Annotated in this window: 22 protein-coding genes and 3 pseudogenes; 13 read left to right on the top strand and 12 right to left on the bottom strand. The window is 70.7% G+C overall.

The genetic code is table 11. The annotated features are described in order from the left end of the window. The first annotated feature begins 61 nt into the window (after positions 1-61). A complete protein-coding gene (locus tag C1707_RS09325) occupies positions 62-2,173 on the top strand; it encodes an ATP-binding protein (RefSeq protein WP_240633896.1) in 2,112 nt (703 codons plus the stop codon). A 33-nt stretch (positions 2,174-2,206) separates the two neighbouring features. On the opposite strand, the gene C1707_RS09320 is transcribed toward C1707_RS09325, so the two are convergent. Then, on the bottom strand, positions 2,207-2,614 hold the full coding sequence (locus C1707_RS09320) for a hypothetical protein (RefSeq protein WP_101713807.1): 408 nt from the start codon (positions 2,612-2,614) through the stop codon (positions 2,207-2,209). 244 nt (positions 2,615-2,858) lie between these two features. Between C1707_RS09320 and C1707_RS09315 the strand changes: the two genes are divergently transcribed. The 7 genes and pseudogenes from C1707_RS09315 to C1707_RS09285 all read left to right on the top strand — a co-directional run bounded on the left by C1707_RS09315 (position 2,859) and on the right by C1707_RS09285 (position 10,904). Further along, complete coding sequence (locus tag C1707_RS09315; protein WP_101713806.1) at positions 2,859-4,925, top strand: ATP-binding protein; 2,067 nt, start codon at positions 2,859-2,861, stop codon at positions 4,923-4,925. A gap of 47 nt (positions 4,926-4,972) precedes the next feature. Next, positions 4,973-5,719 (top strand): DUF6683 family protein, encoded by a 747-nt coding sequence (locus C1707_RS09310; protein WP_101713805.1) that lies wholly within the window; start codon positions 4,973-4,975, stop codon positions 5,717-5,719. 219 nt (positions 5,720-5,938) lie between these two features. Further along, positions 5,939-6,919: an ABC transporter substrate-binding protein gene (locus C1707_RS09305; protein WP_101713804.1), complete on the top strand. Its 981-nt coding sequence runs from the start codon at positions 5,939-5,941 to the stop codon at positions 6,917-6,919. 151 nt (positions 6,920-7,070) lie between these two features. Next, positions 7,071-7,793, top strand: a pseudogene (locus tag C1707_RS09300) (ABC transporter ATP-binding protein); the annotation flags it as partial. Positions 7,794-7,876: 83 nt separating this feature from the next. Beyond that, positions 7,877-8,638: an ABC transporter permease gene (locus C1707_RS09295; protein ID WP_101713802.1), complete on the top strand. Its 762-nt coding sequence runs from the start codon at positions 7,877-7,879 to the stop codon at positions 8,636-8,638. Between the two features lie 309 nt (positions 8,639-8,947). After that, complete coding sequence (locus tag C1707_RS09290) at positions 8,948-9,814, top strand: hypothetical protein (protein ID WP_101713801.1); 867 nt, start codon at positions 8,948-8,950, stop codon at positions 9,812-9,814. After that, a pseudogene (locus tag C1707_RS09285) lies at positions 9,814-10,904 on the top strand (DUF2336 domain-containing protein). The gene C1707_RS09290 and the pseudogene C1707_RS09285 overlap by 1 nt, the downstream one beginning before the upstream one ends. 444 nt (positions 10,905-11,348) lie before the next feature. Here the strand turns inward: C1707_RS09285 and C1707_RS09280 are convergent. The 8 genes from C1707_RS09280 to trmD all read right to left on the bottom strand — a co-directional run bounded on the left by C1707_RS09280 (position 11,349) and on the right by trmD (position 19,067). Then, positions 11,349-13,268, bottom strand: a complete 1,920-nt coding sequence (locus C1707_RS09280) for a methyl-accepting chemotaxis protein (RefSeq protein WP_101713799.1) — start codon at positions 13,266-13,268, stop codon at positions 11,349-11,351. A gap of 102 nt (positions 13,269-13,370) precedes the next feature. After that, positions 13,371-14,423, bottom strand: a complete 1,053-nt coding sequence (gene leuB / locus C1707_RS09275) for a 3-isopropylmalate dehydrogenase (RefSeq protein ID WP_101713798.1) — start codon at positions 14,421-14,423, stop codon at positions 13,371-13,373. A 1-nt stretch (position 14,424) separates the two neighbouring features. After that, a complete protein-coding gene (locus tag C1707_RS09270; protein WP_101713797.1) occupies positions 14,425-14,727 on the bottom strand; it encodes a putative quinol monooxygenase in 303 nt (100 codons plus the stop codon). 134 nt (positions 14,728-14,861) lie between these two features. Next, positions 14,862-15,470, bottom strand: a complete 609-nt coding sequence (gene leuD, locus C1707_RS09265; protein WP_101713796.1) for a 3-isopropylmalate dehydratase small subunit — start codon at positions 15,468-15,470, stop codon at positions 14,862-14,864. Next, positions 15,470-16,912, bottom strand: a complete 1,443-nt coding sequence (gene leuC, locus C1707_RS09260; protein ID WP_101713795.1) for a 3-isopropylmalate dehydratase large subunit — start codon at positions 16,910-16,912, stop codon at positions 15,470-15,472. The genes leuD and leuC overlap by 1 nt, the downstream gene beginning before the upstream one ends. 440 nt (positions 16,913-17,352) lie before the next feature. Then, the gene (locus tag C1707_RS09255; RefSeq protein WP_101713794.1) at positions 17,353-17,820 is read right to left on the bottom strand and encodes a hypothetical protein; all 468 of its coding nucleotides are present in this window, start codon (positions 17,818-17,820) and stop codon (positions 17,353-17,355) included. 123 nt (positions 17,821-17,943) lie between these two features. After that, entirely contained in the window at positions 17,944-18,327 is a 384-nt protein-coding gene (gene rplS / locus C1707_RS09250) for a 50S ribosomal protein L19 (RefSeq protein ID WP_101713793.1), read from the bottom strand. A 2-nt stretch (positions 18,328-18,329) separates the two neighbouring features. Beyond that, the gene (gene trmD / locus C1707_RS09245) at positions 18,330-19,067 is read right to left on the bottom strand and encodes a tRNA (guanosine(37)-N1)-methyltransferase TrmD (protein WP_101713792.1); all 738 of its coding nucleotides are present in this window, start codon (positions 19,065-19,067) and stop codon (positions 18,330-18,332) included. Positions 19,068-19,396: 329 nt separating this feature from the next. Here trmD and rlmN point away from each other — a divergent pair, with 329 nt between their 5' ends. The 4 genes and pseudogenes from rlmN (at position 19,397) to C1707_RS09230 (ending at position 22,166) form a co-directional block, all read left to right on the top strand. Next, positions 19,397-20,611, top strand: a complete 1,215-nt coding sequence (rlmN, locus tag C1707_RS09240; RefSeq protein ID WP_101713791.1) for a dual-specificity RNA methyltransferase RlmN — start codon at positions 19,397-19,399, stop codon at positions 20,609-20,611. A 24-nt stretch (positions 20,612-20,635) separates the two neighbouring features. After that, positions 20,636-20,778, top strand: a pseudogene (locus C1707_RS26675) (hypothetical protein); the annotation flags it as partial. Between the two features lie 91 nt (positions 20,779-20,869). Then, positions 20,870-21,295, top strand: coding sequence for a DUF350 domain-containing protein (locus C1707_RS09235; RefSeq protein ID WP_058350636.1), 426 nt, complete (start codon positions 20,870-20,872; stop codon positions 21,293-21,295). Positions 21,296-21,323: 28 nt separating this feature from the next. After that, a complete protein-coding gene (locus C1707_RS09230; protein WP_101713790.1) occupies positions 21,324-22,166 on the top strand; it encodes a S1 family peptidase in 843 nt (280 codons plus the stop codon). Between the two features lies 1 nt (position 22,167). Here C1707_RS09230 and C1707_RS09225 read toward each other — a convergent pair whose 3' ends face one another. The 3 genes from C1707_RS09225 to hemF form a co-directional block, all read right to left on the bottom strand. After that, positions 22,168-22,599: a hypothetical protein gene (locus C1707_RS09225; protein ID WP_101713789.1), complete on the bottom strand. Its 432-nt coding sequence runs from the start codon at positions 22,597-22,599 to the stop codon at positions 22,168-22,170. 38 nt (positions 22,600-22,637) lie between these two features. Further along, entirely contained in the window at positions 22,638-23,033 is a 396-nt protein-coding gene (locus C1707_RS09220; protein ID WP_101713788.1) for a hypothetical protein, read from the bottom strand. Positions 23,034-23,287: 254 nt separating this feature from the next. Further along, positions 23,288-24,172: an oxygen-dependent coproporphyrinogen oxidase gene (hemF, locus tag C1707_RS09215; RefSeq protein WP_101713787.1), complete on the bottom strand. Its 885-nt coding sequence runs from the start codon at positions 24,170-24,172 to the stop codon at positions 23,288-23,290. Positions 24,173-24,401: 229 nt separating this feature from the next. On the opposite strand from hemF, the gene C1707_RS09210 reads away from it, so the two are divergent. Beyond that, entirely contained in the window at positions 24,402-24,743 is a 342-nt protein-coding gene (locus C1707_RS09210) for an endonuclease domain-containing protein (protein ID WP_101713786.1), read from the top strand. Positions 24,744-24,871 lie beyond the last annotated feature (128 nt).

Raw genomic sequence — 24,871 nt, 5'->3', positions numbered from 1 at the left:
CTGGGCGTGATGGGTGAAGTTTCCGGCCGCGGAAGCCGCCGGGTGGGGGACTTGAGGGGCCTTGACCGCACGAGCCGATCGACGGGACGACCAGCCGGGCCTGCGCCGGGCGAGCGTCCATTGGGCCGGCGTCCGCTGGGGACTGCTGGCGGCGCTGGTCTGCGCCTATGTCGGCTCGTTCCTGTTCAGCGATCTTCTGACCCGCGACTCCAACGGCATGCCGTCGCTGTGGCCGATGAACGCCATACTGGCGGCCGGCCTGCTGCGGATGGACCCGCTGGGCCGGCGGCTGCTGCTGGGCATCGCCCTGGTCACCAACCTTGCGGTCCACGCCCTGGCCGGCGATCCGTGGTTCGTCATCGGCGTCTACACCGCCTGCGACATGACCGAGAGCCTGGCGGCCGCCGCCCTGACCCGCCGGCTGCGCGGACCCCGGCCCTCGATCCGCAGCGTGCGCCACGCCCTGGTGCTGGTGGCCGCCATGCTGCCGATCACGATCAGCGTCGCGGCCATCGGCTCCAGCGTCGCGGCCCCGGTCGCCGGCGCGCAGCTGTGGCCGTTCTTCACCGCCTGGGCGGCCTGCAACAGCATGGGCATGATCATCGCCCTGCCCGCGGCCCTGGTGATCCTCGACCCGACCAACGACGAGGCCTTCCGCCGGCCGCCGGCCGCGCAGGTCGGCCTCTACGCCCTGGTGGCGGCGGCCACGGCCTTCGCCTTCCTCAAGCCGTCCACGCCTATGCCGTTCCTGATCTTCCCGGCGGCGATGCTGGCGGCCTTCCAGCTGGGCCCGCGCGGCGCGGCGTGGAGCGCGGTGGTCGTCATCGCGGTGACCGCCCCGCTGACCATCGTCGGCGACGGGGTGGCCCGCATCGCCCCGCGCTGGGCCGAGGTCGACCGCATCCGCATGGTGCAGGCCTTCGTCACCACCATCTTCTTCACCTGCCTGGCCGCGGCCCTGTCGCTCTACAAGGAGCAGCGGCTGAAGGGCCTGATGGCCCGCCGCAGCGCCGCCGCCCGCGCCGCCCGCGCCCGCGCCCAGGCCGCCGGCCGGGCCCGCACCGACTTCCTGGCGACGATGAGCCACGAGATCCGCACGCCGCTGAACAGCGTGCTGGGCTTCGCCAACCTGCTGGCCGAGACCGAGGACGGGCTGACGCCGGCCGGCCGGCGCAAGCTCGAACTGATCGCCCAGGCCGGCGGCTCGCTGGCCACGATCGTCGACGACATCCTCGACTTCTCGCGGCTGGAGGCCGGGCGCGTGGAGCTGCGGCCCGAGGCGGTGGATCCGGCCGCCCTGCTGGCCGACGCCGCCTCGATCATCGCGCTGGACGCCCAGGCCAAGGGCCTTTCGCTGTCGGTCGAGGCCGACCTTCCGGGCGGCCTCGACTACGCCCTCGACCCGGCCCGCCTGCGCCAGGTGCTGCTGAACCTGCTCAACAACGCCGTGAAGTTCACCGCCGGCGGCTCGGTGCGGGCCAGCGTGCGGCTGGAGGCCCCCTATCCCGGCGGGCCCGAGCGCCTGCGCTTCACCATCGCCGACACCGGCATCGGCATCGCGCCCGAGGTGCAGGGCCGGCTGTTCCAGCGCTTCTCCCAGGCCGACGGCTCGATCAGCCGGGCGTTCGGCGGGGCGGGCCTGGGGCTGGCGATCAGCAAGACCCTGGTCACCCGCATGGGCGGCGAAATCGGCGTCGACAGCGCGCCCGGCCGGGGCGCGACCTTCTGGTTCACCACCCCGGCCGAGCCGGTCTGCGCCGCCGACGGCCCGCCCGCCGAGCAGGAGGCCGCCGCCCGCGTGCTGCTGGTCGACGACCATCCGATGAACCGCGAGCTGGGGGCGGCGATGCTGATCCTGGCCGGCTGCGCGGTCGAGACCGCCGAGGACGGCGACGAGGCCGTGCGCATCGCCGCGCGCGGCGACTTCGACGTCATCCTGATGGACATCCACATGCCGCGCATGGACGGCCTGGCCGCCGCCCGCGCCATCAAGGCCCTGCCCGGCCCCGCCTCGCGCGCGCCGATCATCGCCCTGTCTGCCGACGTCATGCCCCAGCAGATCGAGCGCTGCCGCCAGGCCGGCATGGTCGACCACGTCGCCAAGCCCATCCAGCGCGACGTGCTGATCGCCGCCCTGAACAGGTGGCTGGGGGCGGAGACGGAGGCGGCTTAGGGAGGGGCGCTTCCGCCCTCCGACACGCCCGCTCTAGCGGTAGAAGAACGCTTGGGCGTCCGCGGCCTCGACGCGCTCCTGCGACAGGCCGCCGGCCGCGACCTGGGCGCCGTAGACGGCGTAGGTCTCGCCCTTGCCCTCTTCCCAGGTCGCGCGGGCCACGACCAGCCGGAAGCTGTCGCCGACGCAGCGGCTGTAGGTGCGGTAGGCCGCGCCGCGCAGAGCCAGGAACGCCTGAGCCTGGGGCGACAGCGCCACTGGCTTGCGATCGATGGCCAGGGCCGGAGCGCCGGTGGACCATTGGGCCAATTCCAGGCTGCGGTCGCCGCACCGGCCCTCGTAGCGCTGGCTCTGGGGCGTCGCGCCCCTGGGATCGACACTCGAGACGACCACGGGTTCGGCGTTGGCGAGCGCGCCGGCCAGATAGAACGCGAGCAGCATCAGCGATCCTCTCTCCATCCCGAGGCGGCGCAACCGAACGTGTCGCCGACCAGGACCACTCTCGCAGGCAATCGGCAAATCGATCAGCCCTCGCGCGCGGTTTTCCTTGCGCCGCAAGGAAATCGCTCCGTTCGTCGGATAGTCGACACTACCAAAAGCCATTGCGGCAAAGCGTCACAGAAGGCATTGGTCCCGAAACTGAAACCGTTGTTCGGCGTAGAAGCCGTGGGGAACGGGATCAACGATGACGCGAAGCGCCGCCCTTCAGGAGACCCGCCGTCAGACGGTGCTGCTGCTCGTGCTGGCGGTCGCCTTCGTCGTCGCGCAGCTGTTCAGCGACGGCCTGACGCGCGGCCCGACGGGGGTGGCCGCCCTGTGGCCCGGCACGGCGCTGCTGTCGGTGGGCCTGATGGCCCTGGGCCCGCCGCGCCGGCTGATCCTGACCGTCGTCGTCGGCCTCGTTCACTTCGCCCTGTGCCTGGCGTTCGGCGACGGCCTGGACCGCGCCCTGGTGTTCACCCTCGTCGGCCTGGTCGAGGCCTGGGGCGCGCGCGAGGCCGTGCGGCGGGCCTTCGGCGGGCCGCCCCGGGTGCGGACCATGCGGCACCTGGCCCTGCTGATGACGGTGATCGCGCCGGTGGTGGCCGTGACCGCCGCCCTCGCCGCCGCCCTGCTGGCCCTGCTGGACGGCGCGCCGTTCATGGCCCTTTGGCGCGACTGGTTCGTCAGCGGGGCGCTGGGCATGGCGCTGATCGTGCCGGCGGTGCTGGTGCTGATCGATGCCGAGCACCGGCGCACCTTCCATCGCTCGCTGGGAGAGCGGCTGGGCCTGTTCGTGCTGATGGCGGTGCTGACGGCGGCGGTGTTCCACGACACCCGCGCGCCCCTGCCCTTCGTGCTGTTCCCGGCCGCCATCCTCTGCGCCTTCCGCCTGGGCCCGCGCGGCGCGGCCGAGGCGGCCCTGACCATCGCCGTGGTGTCGCTGCCGCTGGGGGTGTGGAACATCTTCCTGGGCCAGCTGCTGGCGCCGTGGAACCCGGCCCAGATGACGCGGCTGATCCAGTGCTTCGTCACCGTGGTGTTCGTCACCGCCCTGGCCGCGGGCCTGGCCCTGGCCCAGCAGGAGCGGCTGCGGCGCCTGCTGGTGCGGCGCGAGCAGCTGACCCGCGCGGCCCGCGCCCGGGCGCTGGCGGCGGCCGAGGCCAAGACCGAGTTCCTGGCCACCATGAGCCACGAGATCCGCACGCCGCTGAACAGCATCCTGGGCTTCGCCCAGCTCTTGGCCAGCCGCCAGGACCTGCCGGCCGACGCCCACCGGCAGGTGGGCATGATCGACACCGCCGGCGCGGCCCTGCTGACCGTGGTCAGCGACATCCTCGACGTCTCGCGGGTGGATTCCGGCCAGGTCGAGCTTCTGATGCAGCCGGCCTCGGCGCAGGCGGTGCTGCACGACGCCATCGGCATCGTCCGTCCCGAGGCGCAGGCCAAGCACCTGTCGATCGAGATCGACGTCGTCGACCCGGTCGGCGGCCTGCACGACCTGGACGCCCTGCGACTGCGCCAGGTGCTGCTGAACCTGCTCAACAACGCCGTGAAGTTCACCGAGCGCGGCAAGATCGTCGCCCGGCTGGTGGTCGAGCCCGGCGAGGTCGAGGACCGGCTGCGCTTCGAGATCGCCGACACCGGCGTGGGCGTGCCGATCGAGGACCAGGCGCGGCTGTTCCAGCGCTTCGTCCAGCTCGACAGCGGCGCCACCCGCGCCTATGGCGGGGCGGGCCTGGGCCTGGCGATCAGCAAGTCGCTGGTCGAGCTGATGGGCGGGCGGATCGGGGCCGACAGCGCGCCGGGCCACGGCTCGTGCTTCTGGTTCGAAATCCCCGCCGCCGAGGCCGAGCCGCTGGCCGCGCCCGTGGCCGAAGCTGCCCGCGACCCCAAGGCCGCCCGCATCCTGCTGGTCGACGACCACCCGATGAACCGCGAGATCGGGGTTGGTCTGCTGCGCCTGGCCGGCTGCCACGTCGAGACCGCCGAGAACGGCCGCCAGGCCCTGGCGGCGGCGGCGCGCGGCCACTTCGACATCATCCTGATGGACATCCACATGCCCGAGATGGACGGCCTGGCCGCCACCCGGGCCATCCGCGCCCTCGACGGCGCGGCCGGCCGCGTGCCGATCATCGCCATGAGCGCCGACGCCCTGCCCCAGCAGGTGGAACGCTGCTTCGCCGCCGGCATGGTCGACCACATCGCCAAGCCCGTGCAGCGCGAGGTGCTGTACGCCAAGGTGGGGCGCTGGCTGGAGGCGGGGAGCTAAACCGCGCCCGCCGCGTTCGGGACGGGAGCCCCGACAGGACCCCGCCCATGCCCCGCCTTTCCCTGGCCGCCTCCCTGGCCGTCGCCGCGCTGACGCTCGCCGCCGGCCTGGCCGGACCGGCCGCCGCCCAGGAAGGGCTGACCGTCCTGCCCAACGACTTCGTCATGAACGACATCCTCAACCAGCAGAGGATCGAGGCGGCGGTCAAAGCGGGGCGGGGCGGCGCGTCGGCCAAGGCCCGTCCCGCGCCCCCCGCCGCTGGGGCGAAGGGCGTGACCACCTACCGCGCCTCGCCCGCCGTCAGCGCCAAGGCCCGCAGGCAGTTCGTCGACTTCGTCTCGCGGACGTCCGGCGCCGAGGGCGGACGCAAGGTCGCCGACGCCCTGGCCAGGCAGGACCCTGTGCGCAGCTGGGCCTCGATCGTCGCGTCCGACGGCCTCAAGCCCGGCGACGCGGCCGACGCCCTGGCCGGCTACTGGATCCTCAACTGGGTGATGGCCAACGGCGCGGACAACGACCGGGCCCAGACCCAGGCGGTGCTGGCCCAGGTCCGCCCGATCATCGCCGGCAATCCCGCCTACGCCCGCCTGACCGAGCCCCAGCGCCAGGAATTCGCCGAGACCCTGATGCTGAACTTCCTGCTGCAGCACGCGGCCTATGTCGACGCCATGCAGCGCGGCGACGCGGCCGCCAAGCGCCGCCTGGGCGACGCCGCCGTCGCCCGCTTCCGCGCCGAGATGGGCGTGGACCTCAGGGCGCTGTCGCTTACGAAGACGGGGTTCGTGCGGCGGTAGGGGGGCTCTCCCCAAAAACCTCCCGTCATTCCCGCCCTTGTGGCGGGAACCCCTGGTTCCGCTCGCAGGTGAGATGCCAGCGGCGTGCTGAGCACGCCGCCCCATCCGCGCTTGCGGCTGACAGAGAGGTTCCCGCCACAAGGGCGGGAATGACGGGAGTTTAAATGAGTCCCCGCCCCCGCTAACCTCCGCGCCGCAACACACCGGGGGATCCGCCACATGACCGTCTCGCGCCGCGCCGTGACCGCAGCGGGCCTGGCCCTGCTGGCCAGCGCCTGTTCGCCCGCGAGGAAGGACGCCGCGCCGGGCCTCGCCAAGCTGAAGCTGGCCACCGACTGGCGGGGCCAGGCCGAGCTGGGCGGCTACTACCAGGCGGTGGCGACGGGGGAGTTCACGAAACGCGGGCTCGACGTCAGCATCGTCCAGGGCGGCCCGGGCGTGAACGTGCCGCAGCTGCTGGCCACCGGCGCGGTGGACATCGGCGTCGGCTCCAACAGCTTCATCGTGCTGAACCTGGCCAAGGAGGGCGTGCCGGTCAAAGCCGTCGCCGCCTACATGGACAAGGACCCGCAGGTGCTGATCGCCCACCCGGGCCAGGGGATCGCCAGCATCGCCGACATGAAGGGCAAGCCGATCCTGCTGTCGGACGCCTCGGTGACGGCGTTCTGGGTGTGGCTGAAGGCCAAGCACGGCTTCACCGACGCCCAGGTGCGCAAGTACAACTACTCGGTCGCGCCGTTCCTGGCCGACAAGAGCCTGATCCAGCAGGGCTATGCGACGTCCGAGCCCTACCTGATCGAGAAGGCGGGCGGGGAAAAGCCGGCGGTGTTCCTGCTGGCCGACGACGGCTATCCGGCCTACGCCTCCTTCGCCCTGGTCACCGACCAGATGATCGCCGAAAGGCCCGCCCAGGTGCAGGCGATCAGCGACGCCATCGCGGCCGGCTGGAAGAGCTATCTCTACGGCGACGCGGGGCCCGGCGACGCGGCCATCCTCAAGGACAACCCGGAAATGACCCAGGACCTGCTCGACCAGGCCCGGGACAAGATGCGCTCCTACGGCATCGTGCCCAAGGACGGGATCGGCGCCATGACTGACGCCCGCTGGGCCCAGTTCTTCGACGTCGCCGCCGACCAGGGGGTCTACGACAAGGGCCTCGACTACAAGAAGGCCTACAGCCTGGCGTTCCTGCCGAAGTGATGTCCCTCGCGCGAGCAAGCTCCCCTCCCCCTCGATGGGGGAAGGGTCGGGGATGGGGGTGGCGCGGCGGTTCGACCGGACACGACGGCGAAGCCTTCAGGCTCGGCAATCACCCCCACCCCTGCCCCTCCCCCATCAAGGGGGAGGAGCAATGACGACGATCGCCTCCCTCTCATCCGTCGAGGTCGACTATCCGCGCGGCCGGGCGCTGGGGCCGGTCGACCTGGCGCTGGCGGCGGGCGAGGTGACGGCGATGGTGGGGCCGTCGGGGTGCGGCAAGTCGACGGCGCTGCGGCTGCTGGCGGGGCTGGAGCAGCCGACGCGCGGCACGGTGACCCGGGCGGCCGGCAAGGGCGAGACCTCGGTGGTGTTCCAGGCCCCGACCCTGGCGCCGTGGATGAGCGCGGCGGCCAATGTCGCCCTGCCGCTGGAGCTGGCGGGCATGCCGGCGCGGCAGGCGCGGGAAAAGGCGCGCGAGGCGCTGGCCAGGGTCGGCCTGGACGGCGCGCAGGACGCCCGTCCCGCCCAGCTGTCGGGCGGCATGGCCATGCGGGCCTCGCTGGCCCGGGCGCTGGTCACGCGCCCGCGCCTGCTGCTGCTGGACGAGCCGTTCGCGGCCCTGGACGAGATCACCCGCCGCGCCCTGGCCGACGACGTTCTGGCCCTGTGCCGCCACCTGTCGCCGGCCGTGGTGTTCGTCACCCACAATGTCGAGGAGGCCGTCTACATGGCCGGCCGCGTGGTGGTGCTGACGCCGGGTCCGGGGGTCGTGGCCGGCGAGGTCGCGGTCGAGGGGCCGCTGGTGCGGCCGCCGGGGTTCCGGACCACCGCCCAGTTTCGCGAGACGGTGGAGGCGGTTTCCGCGCTGCTCGCGCGGCCCCCTCGGTCGCTCCGCGACAGCTCCCCCAGAGGGGGAGCATCTGACGGTCGCGGCGAAGCCGAGGCAGGGGGCGTCGCATGAACCGCCGCCTCGCGCCTGTGCTGTTCGTGGCCTTCCTGCTGGCCGCCTGGGAAGGCGCCTGCCGGGGCCTGCACGTGCCCGCCTACCTGCTGCCGGCGCCGTCGGCGGTGGCGAAAGCGCTGGTCGAGGCCGGGCCGCTGCTTGCGCTCAGCGCCTGGGGCACGCTGTCGACGGCGCTGGCGGGCCTCGTCCTGGCGGCGCTGATCGCCCTGGCCCTGGCGTTCGCGGCGGCGCTCAAACCCATCGTCGAGGACGCCTTTGCGCCCGTGGCGGCGATCCTGCAGGTGACGCCGGTGATCGCCATCGCGCCGCTGGTGACCATCTGGGCCGGCATCGACCATCCGGGCCGGGCGGTGACGGCGCTGGCGGCGGTCATCGCCTTCTTCCCGATCTATTCGGGCGCGATCGCCGGGCTGAAGGCGGCCGACCCCGACCTGTCGCGCCTGTTCGACCTCTACGGCGCCACCGGCTGGCAGCGGCTGTGGCGCCTGGCCCTGCCCTCGGCCCTGCCGTCGATCCTGGAGGGGCTGAAGGTGGCGGCGGGCCTGGCCCTGGTGGGCGCGGTGGCGGCCGAGTTCGTGGCCGGCTCGGGATCGAGCCAGGGCCTGGCCTGGCGGATGCTGGAAAGCTTCAACCGCCTGCAGACCGCCCGGGGCTTCGCGGCCCTGGCCGTGCTGGCGGGGATGGGCGTCGCCTTGCATGCGGCCCTGGCGGCGGCGGAGGCGAGGCTGCTGGCTTGGTGGCGGGGGCGGCAATAGTCCCTCTCTCATGGAGAGAGGGAGGGGCCCGCGCCGAAGGCGTGGGAGGGTGAGAGGGTATACACTCTCCGAACAGGGCGGGGCGGATCCGCCCTAGCCTATCAACCCACTCCGGCGGAACGGCCCCGGGGGCTTGCTGGCCAACGGTGAAACCTCTCACCCTCCCACCGCTTCGCGGCGGGCCCCTCCCTCTCTCTAAGAGAGAGGGGTTTATCGTCGCGTTCCCGACCATCCGCACGGCGCCGTTAGGCGGCGATTAAGCGGCTTGGGCTAAGGATTCGAGACTGGAGAAATTCCGTCCGGACCGGCATGCGCCTCGTTCTGCCCCTGCTGCTGCTCGCCAGCGTCGCCGCTTCGGCGCACGCCGACGACTTGCGTGTGGATGACGGGCGCACGGATCAGACGCGCGAAAGCCGCTACGGGCCGCGCAGCCCGCGCGCCCAGGCCGCCGCGTCGGCCTATCGCGGTCCGATGCTGGGCTGGGCCGGCAAGGTGGAGGCGCCCGCCGCGCCCGCCCCCGCCGAGACCGCCGCCCGGCCGGTCGAGCGCCCGGCCCCGGTCGCCGCCTGGGCCGGCTACGCTCCCGCTCCGCAGCCTCAGCAACAACAGCAGGTCCGCCAGGCGCAACCGCGCTACGTTCCGCAGGCCGCGCCGCAAGCCGCGCCGGCTCCGCAAGGCGCCCTGCCGACCAGCCTCTACAGCCCGCCCGTGGCCCGCGCTCCGATCGCGCCGGCGACGCCGCGCGTCTATCCGTCGTCGGAGCTGGCCGGCGGTCCCCCGCCCGTGCAGGCCGCCCAGGCTCAAGCCCAGCCGCCGCGCCCCGCGCCCGTGCAGGCCTCGCCCGCCCCGCCGGCGCCGACCGTCCAGACCGCCTACGCCAATCCCCGCGCCGCCGAGGGCCTGGCGCCGCGCACCTATTCGGTCGGCCGGATGTTCGGCCTGACGCCCGACCAGATCGCCGCCCCTGGGCCGCCCAACACCGTGCTGATGGCGGTGGATCCCGCCGCCGCAGCCACCGCCCCGGCCCTTCGCGACTTTGGCGACGAACCCCAGCACGGCTCGGCCGACTGGCTGGCCCAGGCCGCGCAGGACGCCGGCCGCGACGCGTCCCCGGAGTCGTCCGGGACCTCGGCGTCGCGCAAGAAGAAGACCCGCGCCCAGGAGAGCGATTTCTGATGCTGCAATCGCGGCTGCATGACCTGATCGCCCTCGCCGACGAGCCGTCGAGCGCCAAGCGCCGCGAGCTGCTGCGCGGGGTGACCGACCTGTTCTTCACCGCCGACGATCACGGCGCGGTGGAGATGGACCTGTTCGACCAGGTGATGGGCCAGCTGGCCGGCGAGATGGAGGAGGCCGTCCGCGTGGAGCTGGCCGAGCGCCTGGGCCAGTCCGCCGCGCCGCCGCCGGCCCTGACGCGCAGCCTGGCCAGCGACGGCATCGCCGTGGCCCGCCCGATCCTGACCGGCGCGGCCCAGCTGTCGGACGCGGATCTGCTGCACGTGGCCCAGACGCAAGGGCAGGAGCACCTGCGGGCGATCTCCAGCCGGGCCCACGTGCCCAGCGCCGTCTCCGACGCCATCGTCGCGCGCGGCGACGACGACACCCTGGGCGTGCTGATCCGCAACGAGGGGGCGCAGCTGTCGCGCGCCGCCCACGAGACGGTGGTCGACCGCGCCGCCGCCAATCCGGCCCTGCACGAGGCGGTGATCGACCGCCAGAGCCTGCCGATCGACCTGCTCAACGAGATGTACTTCGTGGCCGAGGCCCGCCTGCGCGACCGCATCATGGCCCGCAACGAGGCGCTGGACCCGGCGGTGCTGGAGGCGGCCCTGGCCGCCGGCCGCAACCGCCTGGCCGCCCGCGACGGGGCCCTGCCGGCCGATTACGACGGCGCCATGCACGAGCTTGGCCTGATCAAGGCCCGCGGCCGCATCACGCCCCAGGCCCTGGCCAGCATGCTGCGCGCCAGGCAGACGACGCTGTTCCTGTGCGCCCTGTCGGACATGGCCGACATCGACTTCCACACCGCCCGCAAGATCCTCGAGCGCAAGGAGCTCGACGGCCTGGCCGTGGTCTGCAAGGCGGCCGACTTCGACCGCGCCCTGTTCCTGACCTTCGCCCTGCTGATCCTGGATCCGTCCGACGAGGTGATGGGCAAGGCCAAGGCCTATGGCGAGCTCTACGCCGCCCTGCCCGCGAAAGCGCCCTGCGGACCATCCGCTTCTGGCGCATGCGCCGGACCACCGGCGCGGTGGCGGCGGCTTAGGGCTTAAATCCCTCTCTCATGGAGAGAGGGCGGAGCCCGCGCCGCAAGGCGTGGGAGGGTGAGAGGGTACGGCGCTGGCCGGCCCTTTCGAGCGAACTTCCAAAATTCATGTCGTCATCCCGGCCGGAGCGCGTAGCGCGGAGAGCCGGGACCCAGGGGCCGGCGGCAATGCGTCGGCGGTGGCCTGGGTGGCTGCCTTGCCTCCAAGCCCGGTCCCCCTGGGTCCCGGATAAGCGCTGCGCGCTTTCCGGGATGACGATGGGGGTTTGCTTGTGGGGCGAGGCTGGTTCGGTGGAGCTTTGTTCCGACGGGCTGAAACCTCTCACCCTCCCACCGCTGCGCGGCGGGCCCCTCCCTCTCTCGACGAGAGAGGGTTCAAGACGAAAAAGGGGAAGAGCCCGGAAGCTCTTCCCCTTCGTCGATCCCGGCTTGCGGGAGGGACGCCTAGAACTCTTCCCAGCTGTCCATCGCCACCGCGGCCGAGCCTTGGGTGGCGAAGGCGGCGGCGCGGGCCTGGGCGGCGCGGGCCGGGCTGGCGGCGGGGCGCGAGGCCGGGGTGGCGGCCTTCGGAGCCGAGGCCATGGCGGCGCCGGCGACCTTGAAGCGGCCGACCTGCACGGCCAGCTCGCCGGCCTCGCCCTTCAGCGAGTGGGTGGCGGCCGTGGCTTCTTCCACCATGGCGGCGTTCTGCTGGACCACCTGGTCCATCTGGTTCACCGCGACGTTCACCTGATGCAGACCGGTGGACTGCTCCTGGGCGCTGGCGGCGATCTCGCCGACCAGGGCGTCGATGCTGGCCACCTGGGCGACGATGGCGCGCAGGGCCTCGCCCGTCTGGCCGACCAGGGAGACGCCGGCCTCGACCTGCTGGGTCGAGGTCGAGATCAGGCCCTTGATCTCCTTGGCCGCTTCGGCCGAGCGCTGGGCCAGGGCCCGCACTTCCTGGGCGACGACCGCGAAGCCCTTGCCCGCGTCGCCGGCCCGGGCGGCTTCGACGCCGGCGTTCAGGGCCAGGAGGTTGGTCTGGAACGCGATCTCGTCGATCACGCCGATGATGTTGCCGATCTGGCCCGAGGACTGCTCGATGCCCGACATGGCGCCGACGGCCTGGTCGACGATGCGGCCCGAGCGCTCGGCGCCGGTGCGGGCGTCGGCCACGAGGCTGGAGACCTCCTTGGCGCCGGTGGCGGTCTTGCGGACCGTGGCGGTGATCTGGTCGAGGGCCGCGGCGGTCTCTTCCAGGCTGGCAGCCTGCTGCTCGGTGCGGCGCGACAGGTCGTCGGAGGCCTGGGCGATCTCTTCCGAACCGGCGCGGATGCCGCCGGCGGCGCCGTTGATGCCGCGCATGGCTTCTTCCAGACGGGCCACGGCGCCGTTGAAGTCCGTCTTCAGCTGCTCGGTCTCGGGGGCGAAGCGGGCGGTGATGCGGAAGGTCAGGTCGCCGTTCGACAGGTGGTCCAGGGCCTGCGCCAGGGCGGCCACGGCCACGGCGTCTTCCTCGGCCTTGGCGGCCTTCTCGGCCTCGACGCGGGCGCGCTCGGCCTCGGTCAGGCGGCGCTGCTCGACGGCCTCGTCCTCGAGGCGCAGCTTGTGGATGGCGGCGTCCTTGAAGCTCAGCACGGCCTGGGCCATCTGGCCGACCTCGTCCTTGCGGCCGACGGCCGGGACCTCGATGGTGTTGTCGCCCGAGGCCAGGCGGCGCATGGCGGCGGTCATGGCGGCCACCGAGGCGCCGATGGTGCCCGACAGCATCCAGCCCATCAGGCCGGCGATGACCAGGGCGGCGACGCCGCCGATCACCAGCGACAGGATGGCCGTGTCCATGGCCGACTTCATTTCCTTGGCGCGCAGGGCGACGCGCTCGGCGGCGGCGTCGGTCAGCTCCTGCTGCACGGCGCGGATCTCGGTCAGGCTCTTGCGGCCCATCAGCTCGCCGGCGCTGATCCGGCCCATGACCGGGTCGTTGTCGACGGCCGCCTGGGCGGGCTCGGCGATGGTCTTGCGCCACACGCCCACCGCCGCGCGCAGGCGCTGGATGCGGGCCTTCTGTTCGGCGACCGTGGTCTTGCCCTCGAAGGCGTCCAGGGCCTTGTCGAACTGGGCGGCGTTGTCCTTGTAGGCCTGCGAGAACTGGGCGTCGCCGAGCAGGGCGTAGGCGCGCAGGGCGTTCTGCTGCTCGAGGACGAGCGTCATCATCTCTTCGGCGTTGGTCGCCAGCGAGAGACTGCGCTGGGTGGAGACCGAGGCCTCCTGGATGCGCTGCAGGCTGGTGAACACCACGCCCGAGGAGATCACGAAGGCGATGATCAGGGCGCTGAACGCGATCCCCAGCTTCGCCGAAATTTTCAGGTCGTTGAAACGCATCTCGCCCAGCCCCTGGCTCTTCTCTTGATGAGAGCAGGTACTGGGCGAGAAAACTTAAGCAGAAATTGTAAAACGCCGAAATAACGGCGCTATTTCATGATCTTAGATGCGACACAATACCGCATCACCCATCTGAACGGTGGTCAGTTCACCTCCGAGATCACGGGTGCGCGCGCCCGAATCCAGAGCGCCCTTGACCGCGGCCAGCAGGCGGTCGGCGGCCTCGACCTCCTTCAGCGACCAGCGCAGGGCCATCTCGAACGACAGGATGGCGGCCAGCGGATTGGCCACGCCCTTGCCGGCGATGTCGGGGGCCGAGCCGTGGATCGGCTCGTAGAGGCCCGGCCGGCCGGGGTCGCCGATGGCGGCCGAGGGCAGCATGCCCAGCGAGCCGGTCAGCATGGCCGCGGCGTCCGACAGGATGTCGCCGAACAGGTTGTCGGTCACGATGACGTCGAACTGCTTGGGCGCGCGCACCAGTTGCATGGCGCAGTTGTCGGCCAGGATGTGCTCCAGCTCGACGTCGGGATACTCGCGCGCGTGCAGCTCGGTGATCACCTGCTTCCACAGCAGGCCCGACTCCATGACGTTCGACTTCTCGGCCGAGTGGACCTTGTTCTTGCGGCCGCGGGCCAGCTCGAAGGCCACGCGCCCGGCGCGCTCGATCTCGCTGGTGGTGTAGAGGGCGGTGTCGTAGCCCTTCTTCTGGCCGTCGGGCAGGGTGTCGATGCCGCGCGGCTCGCCGAAATAGACGCCGCCGACCAGCTCGCGCACGAACATGATGTCCAGGCCCGAGACCAGTTCGGTCTTCAGGCTCGACGCGCCGGCCAGGGCCTCGAAGCAGTAGGCCGGGCGCAGGTTGGCGTAGACGTTCATCGCCTTGCGCAGGTTCAAGAGGCCCGCCTCCGGGCGCAGGTGGCGCGGGGCGTCCGCCCACTTGGGACCGCCGACGGCGCCCATCAGCACCGCGTCGCTGGCCAGGGCGCGGTCGCGGACCTCGTCGGTCAGCGGCGTGCCGTGGGCGTCGTAGCTGGCGCCGCCGTAGATGGCTTCCTCGACGTTGAGGTTCGGGACGAGGGCGGCCGCCACGCGGCGCACCTCCGCGCAGACTTCCGGACCGATGCCGTCGCCGGGGAGCAGGAGAAGCGTAGCCATTTCAGATCTCGCGATAGGCGGAAACGTCGAAGGAGAACATGCGGCGCTCGTGAACGCCGAGCTCGGCGCAGGCCGCGCGCCACGCGGCCATATGCGGCGAAGCGCGGTGGAAGGCCAAGGCCGCTTCGTCGGTGAAGTGCTCGAAAACCCGGATCAGCCCCGGATCGAGCGGATCCTCCGACAGGGCGTAGGCCAGGCAGCCGGGCTCGGCGCGCGATCCGGCCACCTGGGCGGCCAGGTGCGGGCGCAGGGCCGCCAGGCGCTCGGGCGCGATGCGGATGGAGCCGGCGAGGATCAGGGTCATGATGGGGTTGCTCTCCCTTCCCCCTTGATGGGGGAAGGGTCGGGGATGGGGGTGACAGCGCGTCAGGACCTGGCGCGAACCAAGCCGCCGCGCCACCCCCACCCCTGCCCCTCCCCCATCAAGGGGGAGGGATCCTAGGACTCCAGCCAGGGCTGGCCGATGGCGCGCTTGCTCTCGAAGACGTCGATGTCGGCAGCGTGCTGCAGGGTCTCGCCGATGGCGTCCAGGCCCTTGAGCATCTTCTCCTTGCGCACCGGGTCGATCTGGAAGCCGAAGGTGTTGCCCGAGGGCGAGATCACCGTCTGGGCCTCCAGGTCGACGCTGACCATGTGGTTGCCGCCCTTGGCCTCGTCCATCAGGGCCGCGACCTCGTCGGGCGCCAGCACCACTGGCAAGAGGCCGTTGTTGAAGCAGTTGTTGTTGAAGATGTCGGCGAAGCTGGTCGAGATCACGCACATGATCCCGAAGTCCATCAGGGCCCAGGGAGCGTGCTCGCGCGAGGAGCCGCAGCCGAAGTTGTCGCCGGCGATCAGCACGCTGGAGCCCTTGTACTCCGGGCGGTTGAGCACGAAGTCGGCGATCTCGTTGCCGTTCGGATCGAAGCGGAAGTCGAAGAACAGGCCCTTGCCCAGGCCCTCGCGCTCGACCGTCTTGAGGAACTGCTTGGGGATGATCTGGTCGGTGTCGATATTGGCCAGCGACAGGGGGGCCGCGCGGCCGTCGAGACGGGTGAAGGCTTGCATCAGTTCGTCTCCGTCAGCAGCGTCCGCACGTCCACCAGGCGGCCGGCGATCGCCGCCGCGGCGGCCATGGCGGGCGAGACCAGGTGCGTGCGGCCGCCGCGGCCCTGGCGGCCCTCGAAGTTGCGGTTGCTGGTCGAGGCGCAGCGCTCGCCCGGCTCCAGGCGGTCGGGGTTCATGCCCAGGCACATCGAGCAGCCCGGCTCGCGCCAGTCGAAGCCGGCGGCCTTGAAGATGGCGTCCAGCCCCTCGGCCTCGGCCTGTTCCTTCACCAGGCCCGAGCCCGGCACCACCATCGCCTTGACGTGCGGGGCCACGAGGCGGCCGTGCAGGAAGGCTTCCTGCACCACGGCGGCGGCGGCGCGCATGTCCTCGATGCGGCTGTTGGTGCACGAGCCGATGAACACGCGGTCGATCTTCGCTTCCGAGATCGGCTGGCCGGCGGTCAGGCCCATGTATTCCAGGGCCCGGTGGGCGGCGGCGCGCTTGTCCGGCGTGCCGAAGCTTTCCGGCTCGGGCACGTTGCCGGTGACCGGGATGACGTCCTCGGGGGACGTGCCCCAGGTGACCATCGGCACGAGGGCGGCGCCGTCGATGACGACGGTGCGGTCGAAGACGGCGCCCTCGTCGGAGAAGAAGGTCTTCCAGTGGCTGACGGCCATGTCCCAGGCCGCGCCCTTGGGGGCGGCGGGCTTGCCCTGGACATAGGCGAAGGTGGTCTCGTCGGGCGCGACCAGGCCGGCCTTGGCGCCGCCTTCGATGGTCAGGTTGCAGAGGGTCATGCGGCCCTCCATCGTCAGGCCGCGCACGGCCTCGCCGGCGTATTCGATGACGTAGCCGGTGCCGCCGGCCGTGCCGATCTCGCCGATGACGGCCAGGGCGATGTCCTTGGCGGTGACGCCCGGACCCAGTTGGCCGTCGACGCGGACCAGCATGTTCCTGGCCTTCTTCTGGCGCAGGGTCTGGGTGGCCAGCACGTGCTCGACCTCGGACGTGCCGATGCCGTGGGCCAGGGCCCCGAAGGCGCCGTGGGTCGAGGTGTGGCTGTCGCCGCAGACGATGGTCATGCCCGGCTGGGTGCGGCCCTGCTCGGGGCCCACCACGTGGACGATGCCGTTGCGGATGTCGCCCATCGGGAAGTACTCGATCCCGTTGTCGGCGACGTTGCGGCCCAGCGTCTGGAGCTGGAGGCGCGCCTCCTCGTCGGCCACGGCGTCTACGCCGGCGGCCTGGTTCTCGGTCGGCACGTTGTGATCGGCCACGGCGAGCGTGCGGTCGGGCCGGCGCACGGGGCGACGCGCGGCGCGAAGGCCCGCGAAGGCCTGCGGCGTGGTCACCTCGTGGATCAGGTGCAGGTCGATGTACAGGATGGCCTCGCCGTCGGCTTCGTTGACGACGTGGGCGTCCCAGATCTTGTCGTAGAGGGTCTTCGTTGCGCGGGTCATAGCGACCCGCATCTAGGCCTGAAGCGGGGGCGCGTAAAGCGTCCAAACGCCGAAAATTCGCTGCGTGACCGCCGAGCGGTGATCGATCCTGCCCCGGCGAGCGGTCGAATGACCGCGCAAGAGCACGTTTCTTGCCCCAGCGCGCAACCTGGGCGAGGACCGCGACGAGCGCCGGACGGATGCGCCTTGGCCCCCATCTCCGTGGGACGAGGACCAATTACGCAACCCGGAACGACTAAGGGCGCGCCGGTCATAGACCCTGTCGGCGCGCCCTGGCATCGTTTGTACACTCCAGGGGCCGATGGCTCCGCCTGAAGAGGGCCGTCCACTAGAAAGGAGACGGTCTGGAAGCCCGCCGTGTCTGAACAGCGAGGGTGAAATCATCATGCCACAGAACGGCGGTCCGTCAAGGTGCGTGCTTATGCACAAAGCTTGGCCGTTCAGCGGGCCGCAGGCCGGGCGCCCTCGTCGCGGATGCGCCTGGCCAGCTCGTCCCACGCGCCGCTCTTGAGCGTGGACCTCATGCCCAGCAGGATCTGGTCGCCCTTGCCGTCGCAGTTCCAGTCGGCGAGCACCAGTCCGGTTTTGGGGATGTAGAAGGCGCCGGCGTCGATGACGTGGTCGCCGTCGCGGTCGACGTAGAGACGGCCGTCCACCTTGTAGAAGTTCATGCCGTGGATCGAACGGACGAACCTCATGTTCGAGCGGCGGATCCAGTCGCCGTCGTAACCGCCGGCGAAGAAGATGCGGATCTCGTTGAGGTCGACGTCCCCGCCGCGCCGGCCGTTGGGCGCCAGCAGCTCGGGCTCGCCCTCCGCCTTGGGCAGATCGGGGACCGTCGCCCGCGCCCCGGCCGCGGTCAGCATCGCCGCCGCCAGCAGTCCGGCCGCCTTCGTCGTGCGCCGCATGCGCGCCTCCCCGCCAACTCAGCCCAGGATTGCGCGAGGCGAAGCAGGGAGCAACCGGCAAAGCAAAAGGCCCCGGCGTTTCCGCCGGGGCCTTCGAACACTTCGCCGTAGCGAGCGAGCCGCTTATTCGGCGTCCTTACGGACGTTGACGCGCTCGGCGATACGGGCCGACTTACCGCGACGGTCGCGCAGGTAGTACAGCTTGGCGCGACGGACGACGCCGCGACGCTTGACTTCGATGCTTTCGATGCTCGGCGAGAGGATCGGGAACAGACGCTCCACGCCTTCGCCGAACGAGATCTTACGGACGGTGAAGCTCTCGTGGATGCCAGCGCCTTGACGGGCGATGCAGACGCCTTCGTAGGCCTGAACGCGCTCGCGCTCGCCTTCCTTGATCTTCACGTTGACGCGCAGGGTGTCGCCGGGACGGAAGTCCGGGATCGCGCGGACGGCCAGCAGACGGGCCGATTCTTCTTGCTCGAGCTGAGCGATGATGTTGATCGCCATGATCATTTCTCCTTGGGCTTACCCGTTTTCGGGCCGCCTTTTGCCTGTTGATTGGCGAGATGCTTTTCCCAGAGGTCGGGACGCCGCTCGCGGGTCGTTTCTTCACGCATACCGCGCCGCCACTGGTCGACCTTCTTGTGGTCGCCCGACAGCAGCACCTCGGGGATGTCGAGCCCTTCGAACGTCCGCGGTCTCGTGTACTGCGGATGCTCGAGGAGACCGTCCTCGAAGCTTTCTTCCAGCGTGCTCTCGATGTTCCCCAGCACACCCGGGGCCAGTCGAACGCACGCCTCGATCACCACCATCGCCGCCGCCTCGCCACCGGCGAGAACCGCGTCTCCGACGGAGACCTCCTCGAACCCCCGGGCGTCGAGCACCCGCTGGTCCACCCCCTCGAAGCGGCCGCACAGCACCACGATGCCGGGCGCCTTGGACCACTCTCTTACACGCGCCTGGGTCAGGGGCCTGCCCCGGGCGCTCATGTACAAAAGCGGCCGCCCATCGAGCTCCAGGCTGTCCAGCGCAGAGGCGATGACGTCCGCTTTCAACACGGCTCCAGCGCCGCCACCCGCAGGGGTGTCGTCGAGGAAGCCGCGCTTATCCTTGGAAAAGGCGCGAATGTCCAGTGTTTCCAAACGCCACAGGTCGGCCTCCTTCCAGGCGGTCCCGATCATCGAGACGCCGAGCGGGCCGGGGAAGGCCTCGGGGAACATGGTCATGACGGTGGCGGTGAACGGCATGGGCGCGGTTTAGCGGGCTGACGGACAATTGTCGAAGGGGTCCCCCTCAGTCGCTCCGCGACAGCTCCCCCAGAGGGGGAGCATCTGGGCTCGTAGATCCTCCCCCTCTGGGGGAGGTGGCCCGGAGGGCCGGAGGGGGGGGACGTTTTCAGCTTTCGAGGCGCCGGAAGGTCATCAGCCGCTCCCCTCTCCGTCGGCTTCGCCGACACCTCTCCCACGGGGAGAGGGTCTCGATAAGCGCGACCAGCGGCCGCTTTTGGAAAACCGGCCCACATCTGCTATATCCCCGCCTCGACCCCGCACATTCCTCGAATTTCCCGGACCGCCCCTTGAGCGTCACCCTCGACCTGTCCCGCGTCGCTCCCCCTGAAAAGCAAAATGGGACTGACGCGGCCAAGCCGCCCGTCAACCTGTCGGGCCTGACCCGTCCGCAGCTGATCGCCGCCCTCACCGAGAGCGGCGTGGTCGAGCACGGCAAGGCCAAGATGCGCGCCACCCAGGTGTTCCGCTGGATCCACCATCGCGGCGTGACCGACTTTTCCCAGATGAGCGACGTGGCCAAGGAGACCCGCGCGCGGCTGGCGGAAACCTTCACCATCGCCCGCCCCGAGGTGGTCGAGCGCCAGGTCTCCAAGGACGGCACGCGCAAGTGGCTGATCCGCATGGCCCCGGGCATCGAGGTCGAGACCGTCTATATTCCGTCCGTCGGCCGGGTCGGCGCCCTGTGCGTCTCCAGCCAGGTCGGCTGCACGCTGAACTGCAGCTTCTGCCACACCGGCACCCAGCCGCTGGTGCGCAACCTGACCACCGCCGAGATCGTCGCCCAGGTGCAGATCGCCAAGGACGACCTGGCCGAATGGCCGTCGGACAAGGAAGACCGCCTGCTCTCGAACATCGTGTTCATGGGCATGGGCGAGCCGCTCTACAATCTGGGCCAGGTGTCCGACGCCATCGAGATCATCAGCGACAACGAGGGCATCGGCATCTCGCGCCGCCGGATCACGGTGTCGACCTCGGGCGTGGTCCCGATGCTGGAGAAGCTGGGCAACACCACCCAGGCCATGCTGGCCATCAGCCTGCACGCCACCAACGACGAGCTGCGCGACGTGCTGGTGCCGCTGAACAAGAAGTACCCGATCGCCGAGCTGATGGCGGGCATCCGCGCCTATCCGGGCCTGTCCAACGCCCGCCGGGTGACCTTCGAGTACGTGATGCTGAAGGGCGTCAATGACAGCCCCGACGAGGCCCGCGCTCTCGTGAAGCTGATCAAGGGCATCCCCGCCAAGATCAACCTGATCCCGTTCAACCCGTGGCCGGGCAGCCAGTACGAGTGCTCGGACTGGGGTGCCATCGAGAGCTTCGCGGCGATCCTCAACAAGGCCGGCTACTCCTCGCCGATCCGCACCCCGCGCGGCCGCGACATCCTGGCCGCCTGCGGCCAGCTGAAGAGCGAAAGCGAGAAGGTCCGCGCCAGCGCCCTGCGCAAGCTGTCGATGGCGGCCATGGCCGGCATGCTGGAAGACGACGCCGACGACGCGGCCTGATTTCCTCGTCGACCGCCTCTTTCCATCCCGTCATTCCCGCCCTTGTGGCGGGAACCCCTCTGTAAGCCGCAAGAACCGGAGGGGCGGATCGCCCCAGCGATCCGCTTGCATCCCACGCGTCAGCGGAACCAGGGGTTCCCGCCACAAGGGCGGGAATGACGGGAGGTTATAGGAGGCCCGCACGAGGCGAGCCCCCTACGCAAGTCTCGCCAACCCGTGTTAGAGCTTGCCCCTCAAGTCCAAGGGGGTCGCGTAAACATGCCTCAGATCCAGTCGCCCGAGATCCAGGCCTTCGCCAACGGCCTGCTGACGACCCTGACCCATGTGGGCGTGACCATGGCGATGCTGGTCGCCGGGGCGGCGATCTACATCCTTCTGACCCCCCATCGCGAGATCAAGCTGATCCGCGAGGGCAACGCGGCCGCCGCCCTGTCGCTGGGCGGGGTGATGACGGGCCTGGCCATTCCGCTGGCCGCCTCGCTGGCGGCCTCGACCTCGGTGATCGAGATCCTGCTGTGGGGCGTGGCCACCCTGGCCCTGCAGCTGCTGGTGTTCCGCCTGACCGACATGATGCTCAAGGGCCTGCCCGAGCGGATCAACGAGGGCGAGGTCTCGGCCGCCGCCCTGCTGGTGGGCGCCAAGCTGGCCACCGCCATCATCATCGCCGCCGGCGTGGCGGGCTGAGGGCAAGGGAGACGACGGAGCGGGGCGCGTGCATTTCCCCAAGCTTCCAGACTGGCTGGTCTACGGCGCCGTGGTCGCCGCCCTCCTGGTGGTCGCCGTCGGCCGGCAGGAGCGCGCCGACGCGCCGCCGCCGCCGCCGCCCGTGCCCGGCGAGGAAGGCGTGCCGCTGGGCCCGGCCTCGCCCTTCGACCCGTCGATCGTGGTGCAGGTGCCCGACAAGCAGGAGCCGGCCTCGGGCACGGCCTTCTCGGTGGGGCAGAACGGCGTCTGGCTGACCGCCCGCCACGTGGTCGACGGCTGCAAACAAGCCGCCATCCTGGTGGCCGACGGACGCGGCGTGGCCGCCCGGGTCACCATCGACCCGCGCTTCGACGCGGCCATCCTGACCACCGAGGGCGGCGCGCCGGCCATGCCGGTCAACCTCTCCGACCCGCGCAAGGGCATGCGGGCCTATCACCCCGGCTTCCCGCAGGGCCACGCCGGCGAGGTGGCCTCGCGCCTGATCGGCCGCGAGAACCTGGTCATCCACGGCCGCGGAGCCCGCACCGAGCCGGTTCTGGTCTGGGCCGAGGTCGGCCGCACCGACAACCTGAAAGGCACGCTGGCGGGTCTGTCGGGCGCCCCGGCCCTGGACAGCGCGGGCCGGGTGATCGGCGTGACCGTGGCGGAGTCGCCGCGTCGCGGCCGCATCTACACCACCGCCCCCGAGAGCCTGCGCACCCTGATCGCCCGCACGCCCCGTCGCGGCGGCGAGGCCGGCGTGCCCGAGTTCGCCCCCGGCGAGGCCATCACCACCGACAACTACGGCCGCATCGCCGACGGCCTGAGGCGCGACCTGCGGGTGGCGCAGGTGGTCTGCCTGGCGGTCTAGATCAGCCCTTGGCGACGCGGCAGCGCATCGTCGTGATCGTATGACCGTAGCCTTGCGGCGGCTTGCGAACGACGTACCAGTTGTCGTCCACGCCGCGCTCGAACCGCGCCGAACAGGCCAGCCGGTCGGCGACCATGGTCGCGCCCAGTCGAACCGGTCCGCCGTCGCGGACCAGCGTGAACCGGCATTGGCGCTGCTTGCCGCCCGGCTTGCGACAGGCCAGGTCGGCGATGTGCATCATGCGCGGGCCTTGCTCGCCCGCCTCTTCAGCCGCCCTGTCGGCCGCCCAGTACCAGTCGACGGCCACGACATTGCCGTGGCCGATCAGAGCATTGGAGCCGAGGTCGTTCCAGATGCCGCCGTAGAACGCCTCGCCGCCCTCCGGCGGCGGGACGAAGGCGCCTGACAGGGCGAGAGCGAGCAGCGCGATCATGAGGTCAAGCTAAGGGCGGGAGAGCCGATCGCGCAATCTCAGGCGCCCTGGCAGCGCATCGTCGTGTCGATGTTGCCGGCCCGCCTCAGCGCCGACATCTGGTCGACGAACCAGCGACCGTCCCTGCCGCGCCGGAACCGCGCCGTGCAGGTCAGTCGATCAGGGACCATGGCCCCGCGCAGCTCGACTGGCCCGCCCTCGCGGATCAGGGTGAACCGGCAGTTGCGGCGACCGGCGGGCTGACGGCACTCGAAGTCTTCGACCCGCAGCCTGCTCCTGTCGCCGCCGGCCGCCAGATACCAGTTCCCAGCCGCGGAGCCCCTGTACGGCGTCGAGCGGGCGGCGTCGGCCAGGACGGCGTCGCGGAACGCCTCTCCGCCCTCGCGGGGCGGGGTGAAGTCCACAAGCAGGGCGGCGGCGAGCAGGATGATCATGAGGTCAAGCTAAGGCCGAAAAAGCCGGTCGCGCAACCTTGGGATAACAGCGTTCGAAATTGCACGAACAATCCTGCTCGTCATCCCGGCCGAAGGGCCGCGCAGCGGGCCGTAGAGCCGGGACCCAGGGGTCTCCTGCAGTGCGCCGGCTCCTGGGTCCCGGATAAGCGCTTCGCGCCTTCCGGGATGACGAGTGATGAATGATTGAATTTCTCGGACCCGGTCCCGCTCAATTGAGTCCACACCCTAGCGCCTCAGGGCCACTTCACCTCGGGCGGCATGGAGCTGAGGATCGACTCGACGTTGCCGCCGGTCTTCAGGCCGAACATCGTGCCCCGATCGTAGAGCAGGTTGAACTCGACGTAGCGGCCGCGCTGGACCAGCTGCTGCTCGCGCTCTTCCGGCGTCCAGGCCTCGTTCATGCGGCGGCGCACCAGGGTCGGATAGATCTCCAGGAAGGCCCGGCCGACGTCCTGGGTGAAGGCGAAGTCGCGCGCCCAGTCGCCGCTGTCGTGATGGTCGTAGAAGATGCCGCCGATGCCGCGCGGCTCGTTGCGGTGGGGCAGGAAGAAGTACTCGTCGCACCAGGCCTTGTACTTGGCGTACCACTCCGGATCGTGCCTGTCGCAGGCGCGCTTGTAGGCGGCGTGGAAGTCGATGGCGTCGGGAAAGTCCTGCTGGCGCTGGTAGCCGAGCAGCGGGGTCAGGTCGCCGCCGCCGCCGAACCAGCCCTTGGTCGTGGCGATGAAGCGGGTGTTCATGTGCACGGCCGGCACGCGCGGATTGGTCATGTGCGCGATCAGACTGATGCCGGTGGCGAAGAACCGCGGGTCCTCGGCCGCGCCGGGCATGGTCTTGGCCATTTCCGGCGGGAAGGTCCCGAACACCGTCGAGACGTGGACGCCGACCTTCTCGAACAGGCGGCCGTGCATCATGCCCATCACCCCGCCGCCGCCGGCCGGGCGATCCCACGGCTTCAGCGTAAAGCGGCCCGGCGTGTCGCCGTAGAGCTCGGCGGGGGCCTCGTTCTCCAGGGTCTCGAAGGCGGCGCAGATCTGGTCGCGCAGGTTCTCGAACCAGGCCTTCGCGCGGGCCTTGCTGGCGTCGAGGTCGGAAAGGGTGTCGGCTTGTTGCGTCATGGAACCGGCTTAAGCCCAAGCCCGGACCTTCGCAAATCCGGGCAGGCGCATAAGGGGTTTTGCGGAAGACATAGATCAAGAATGAGACCTGGCTCCAAGGAAACCCTCTCTCTTAGAGAGAGGGAGGGGCCCGCCGCGCAGCGGTGGGAGGGTGAGTGGTTTCGCCCTCACGGAAAAATCCCGATTCCTTTGATTGAAAAGGCGGGAGCGCAACGTCCAGGCTTTGCTGATGGACAGGACCGCCTACGCCCGCCGCCTTCGCCAGAAGCAGACCCTGGCGGAAAAGACGCTTTGGACCCTTGTCCGCAACCGTCGGCTCTCAGGCTTCAAGTTCATGCGGCAGATCGCTATCGACCGCTATTTCGCGGACTTCATCTGCGAGGCGGGCAAGCTGATCGTGGAACTCGACGGCGCGGCTCATGACGGTCGCGAAGCCTACGACCACCAGCGCACCGAAAGGTTGGAGCAGCTTGGATACGTGGTGTTGAGGTTCCACAACGAGCGGGTTCTGGCCGATCCCGGCGGGACCACCGACGAGATCCTGGCTGCGCTCCGGTCGGCCAGGCCGTAACCACCCACCCTCCCACGCCTTGCGGCGCGGGCCCCTCCCTCTTTCTAAGAGAGAGGGATTCCGAATGGGACCTGGCGGCTGAAAAACAAAAGGCCCGGGATCGCTCCCGGGCCTTCCGTTCTTCAAAG

The organism is Caulobacter flavus (assembly GCF_003722335.1).
Lineage (GTDB): Bacteria > Pseudomonadota > Alphaproteobacteria > Caulobacterales > Caulobacteraceae > Caulobacter > Caulobacter flavus.
The sequence above is the reverse complement of the archived record's forward strand: the minus strand, read 5'-3'. Positions and strand labels throughout refer to the sequence as shown.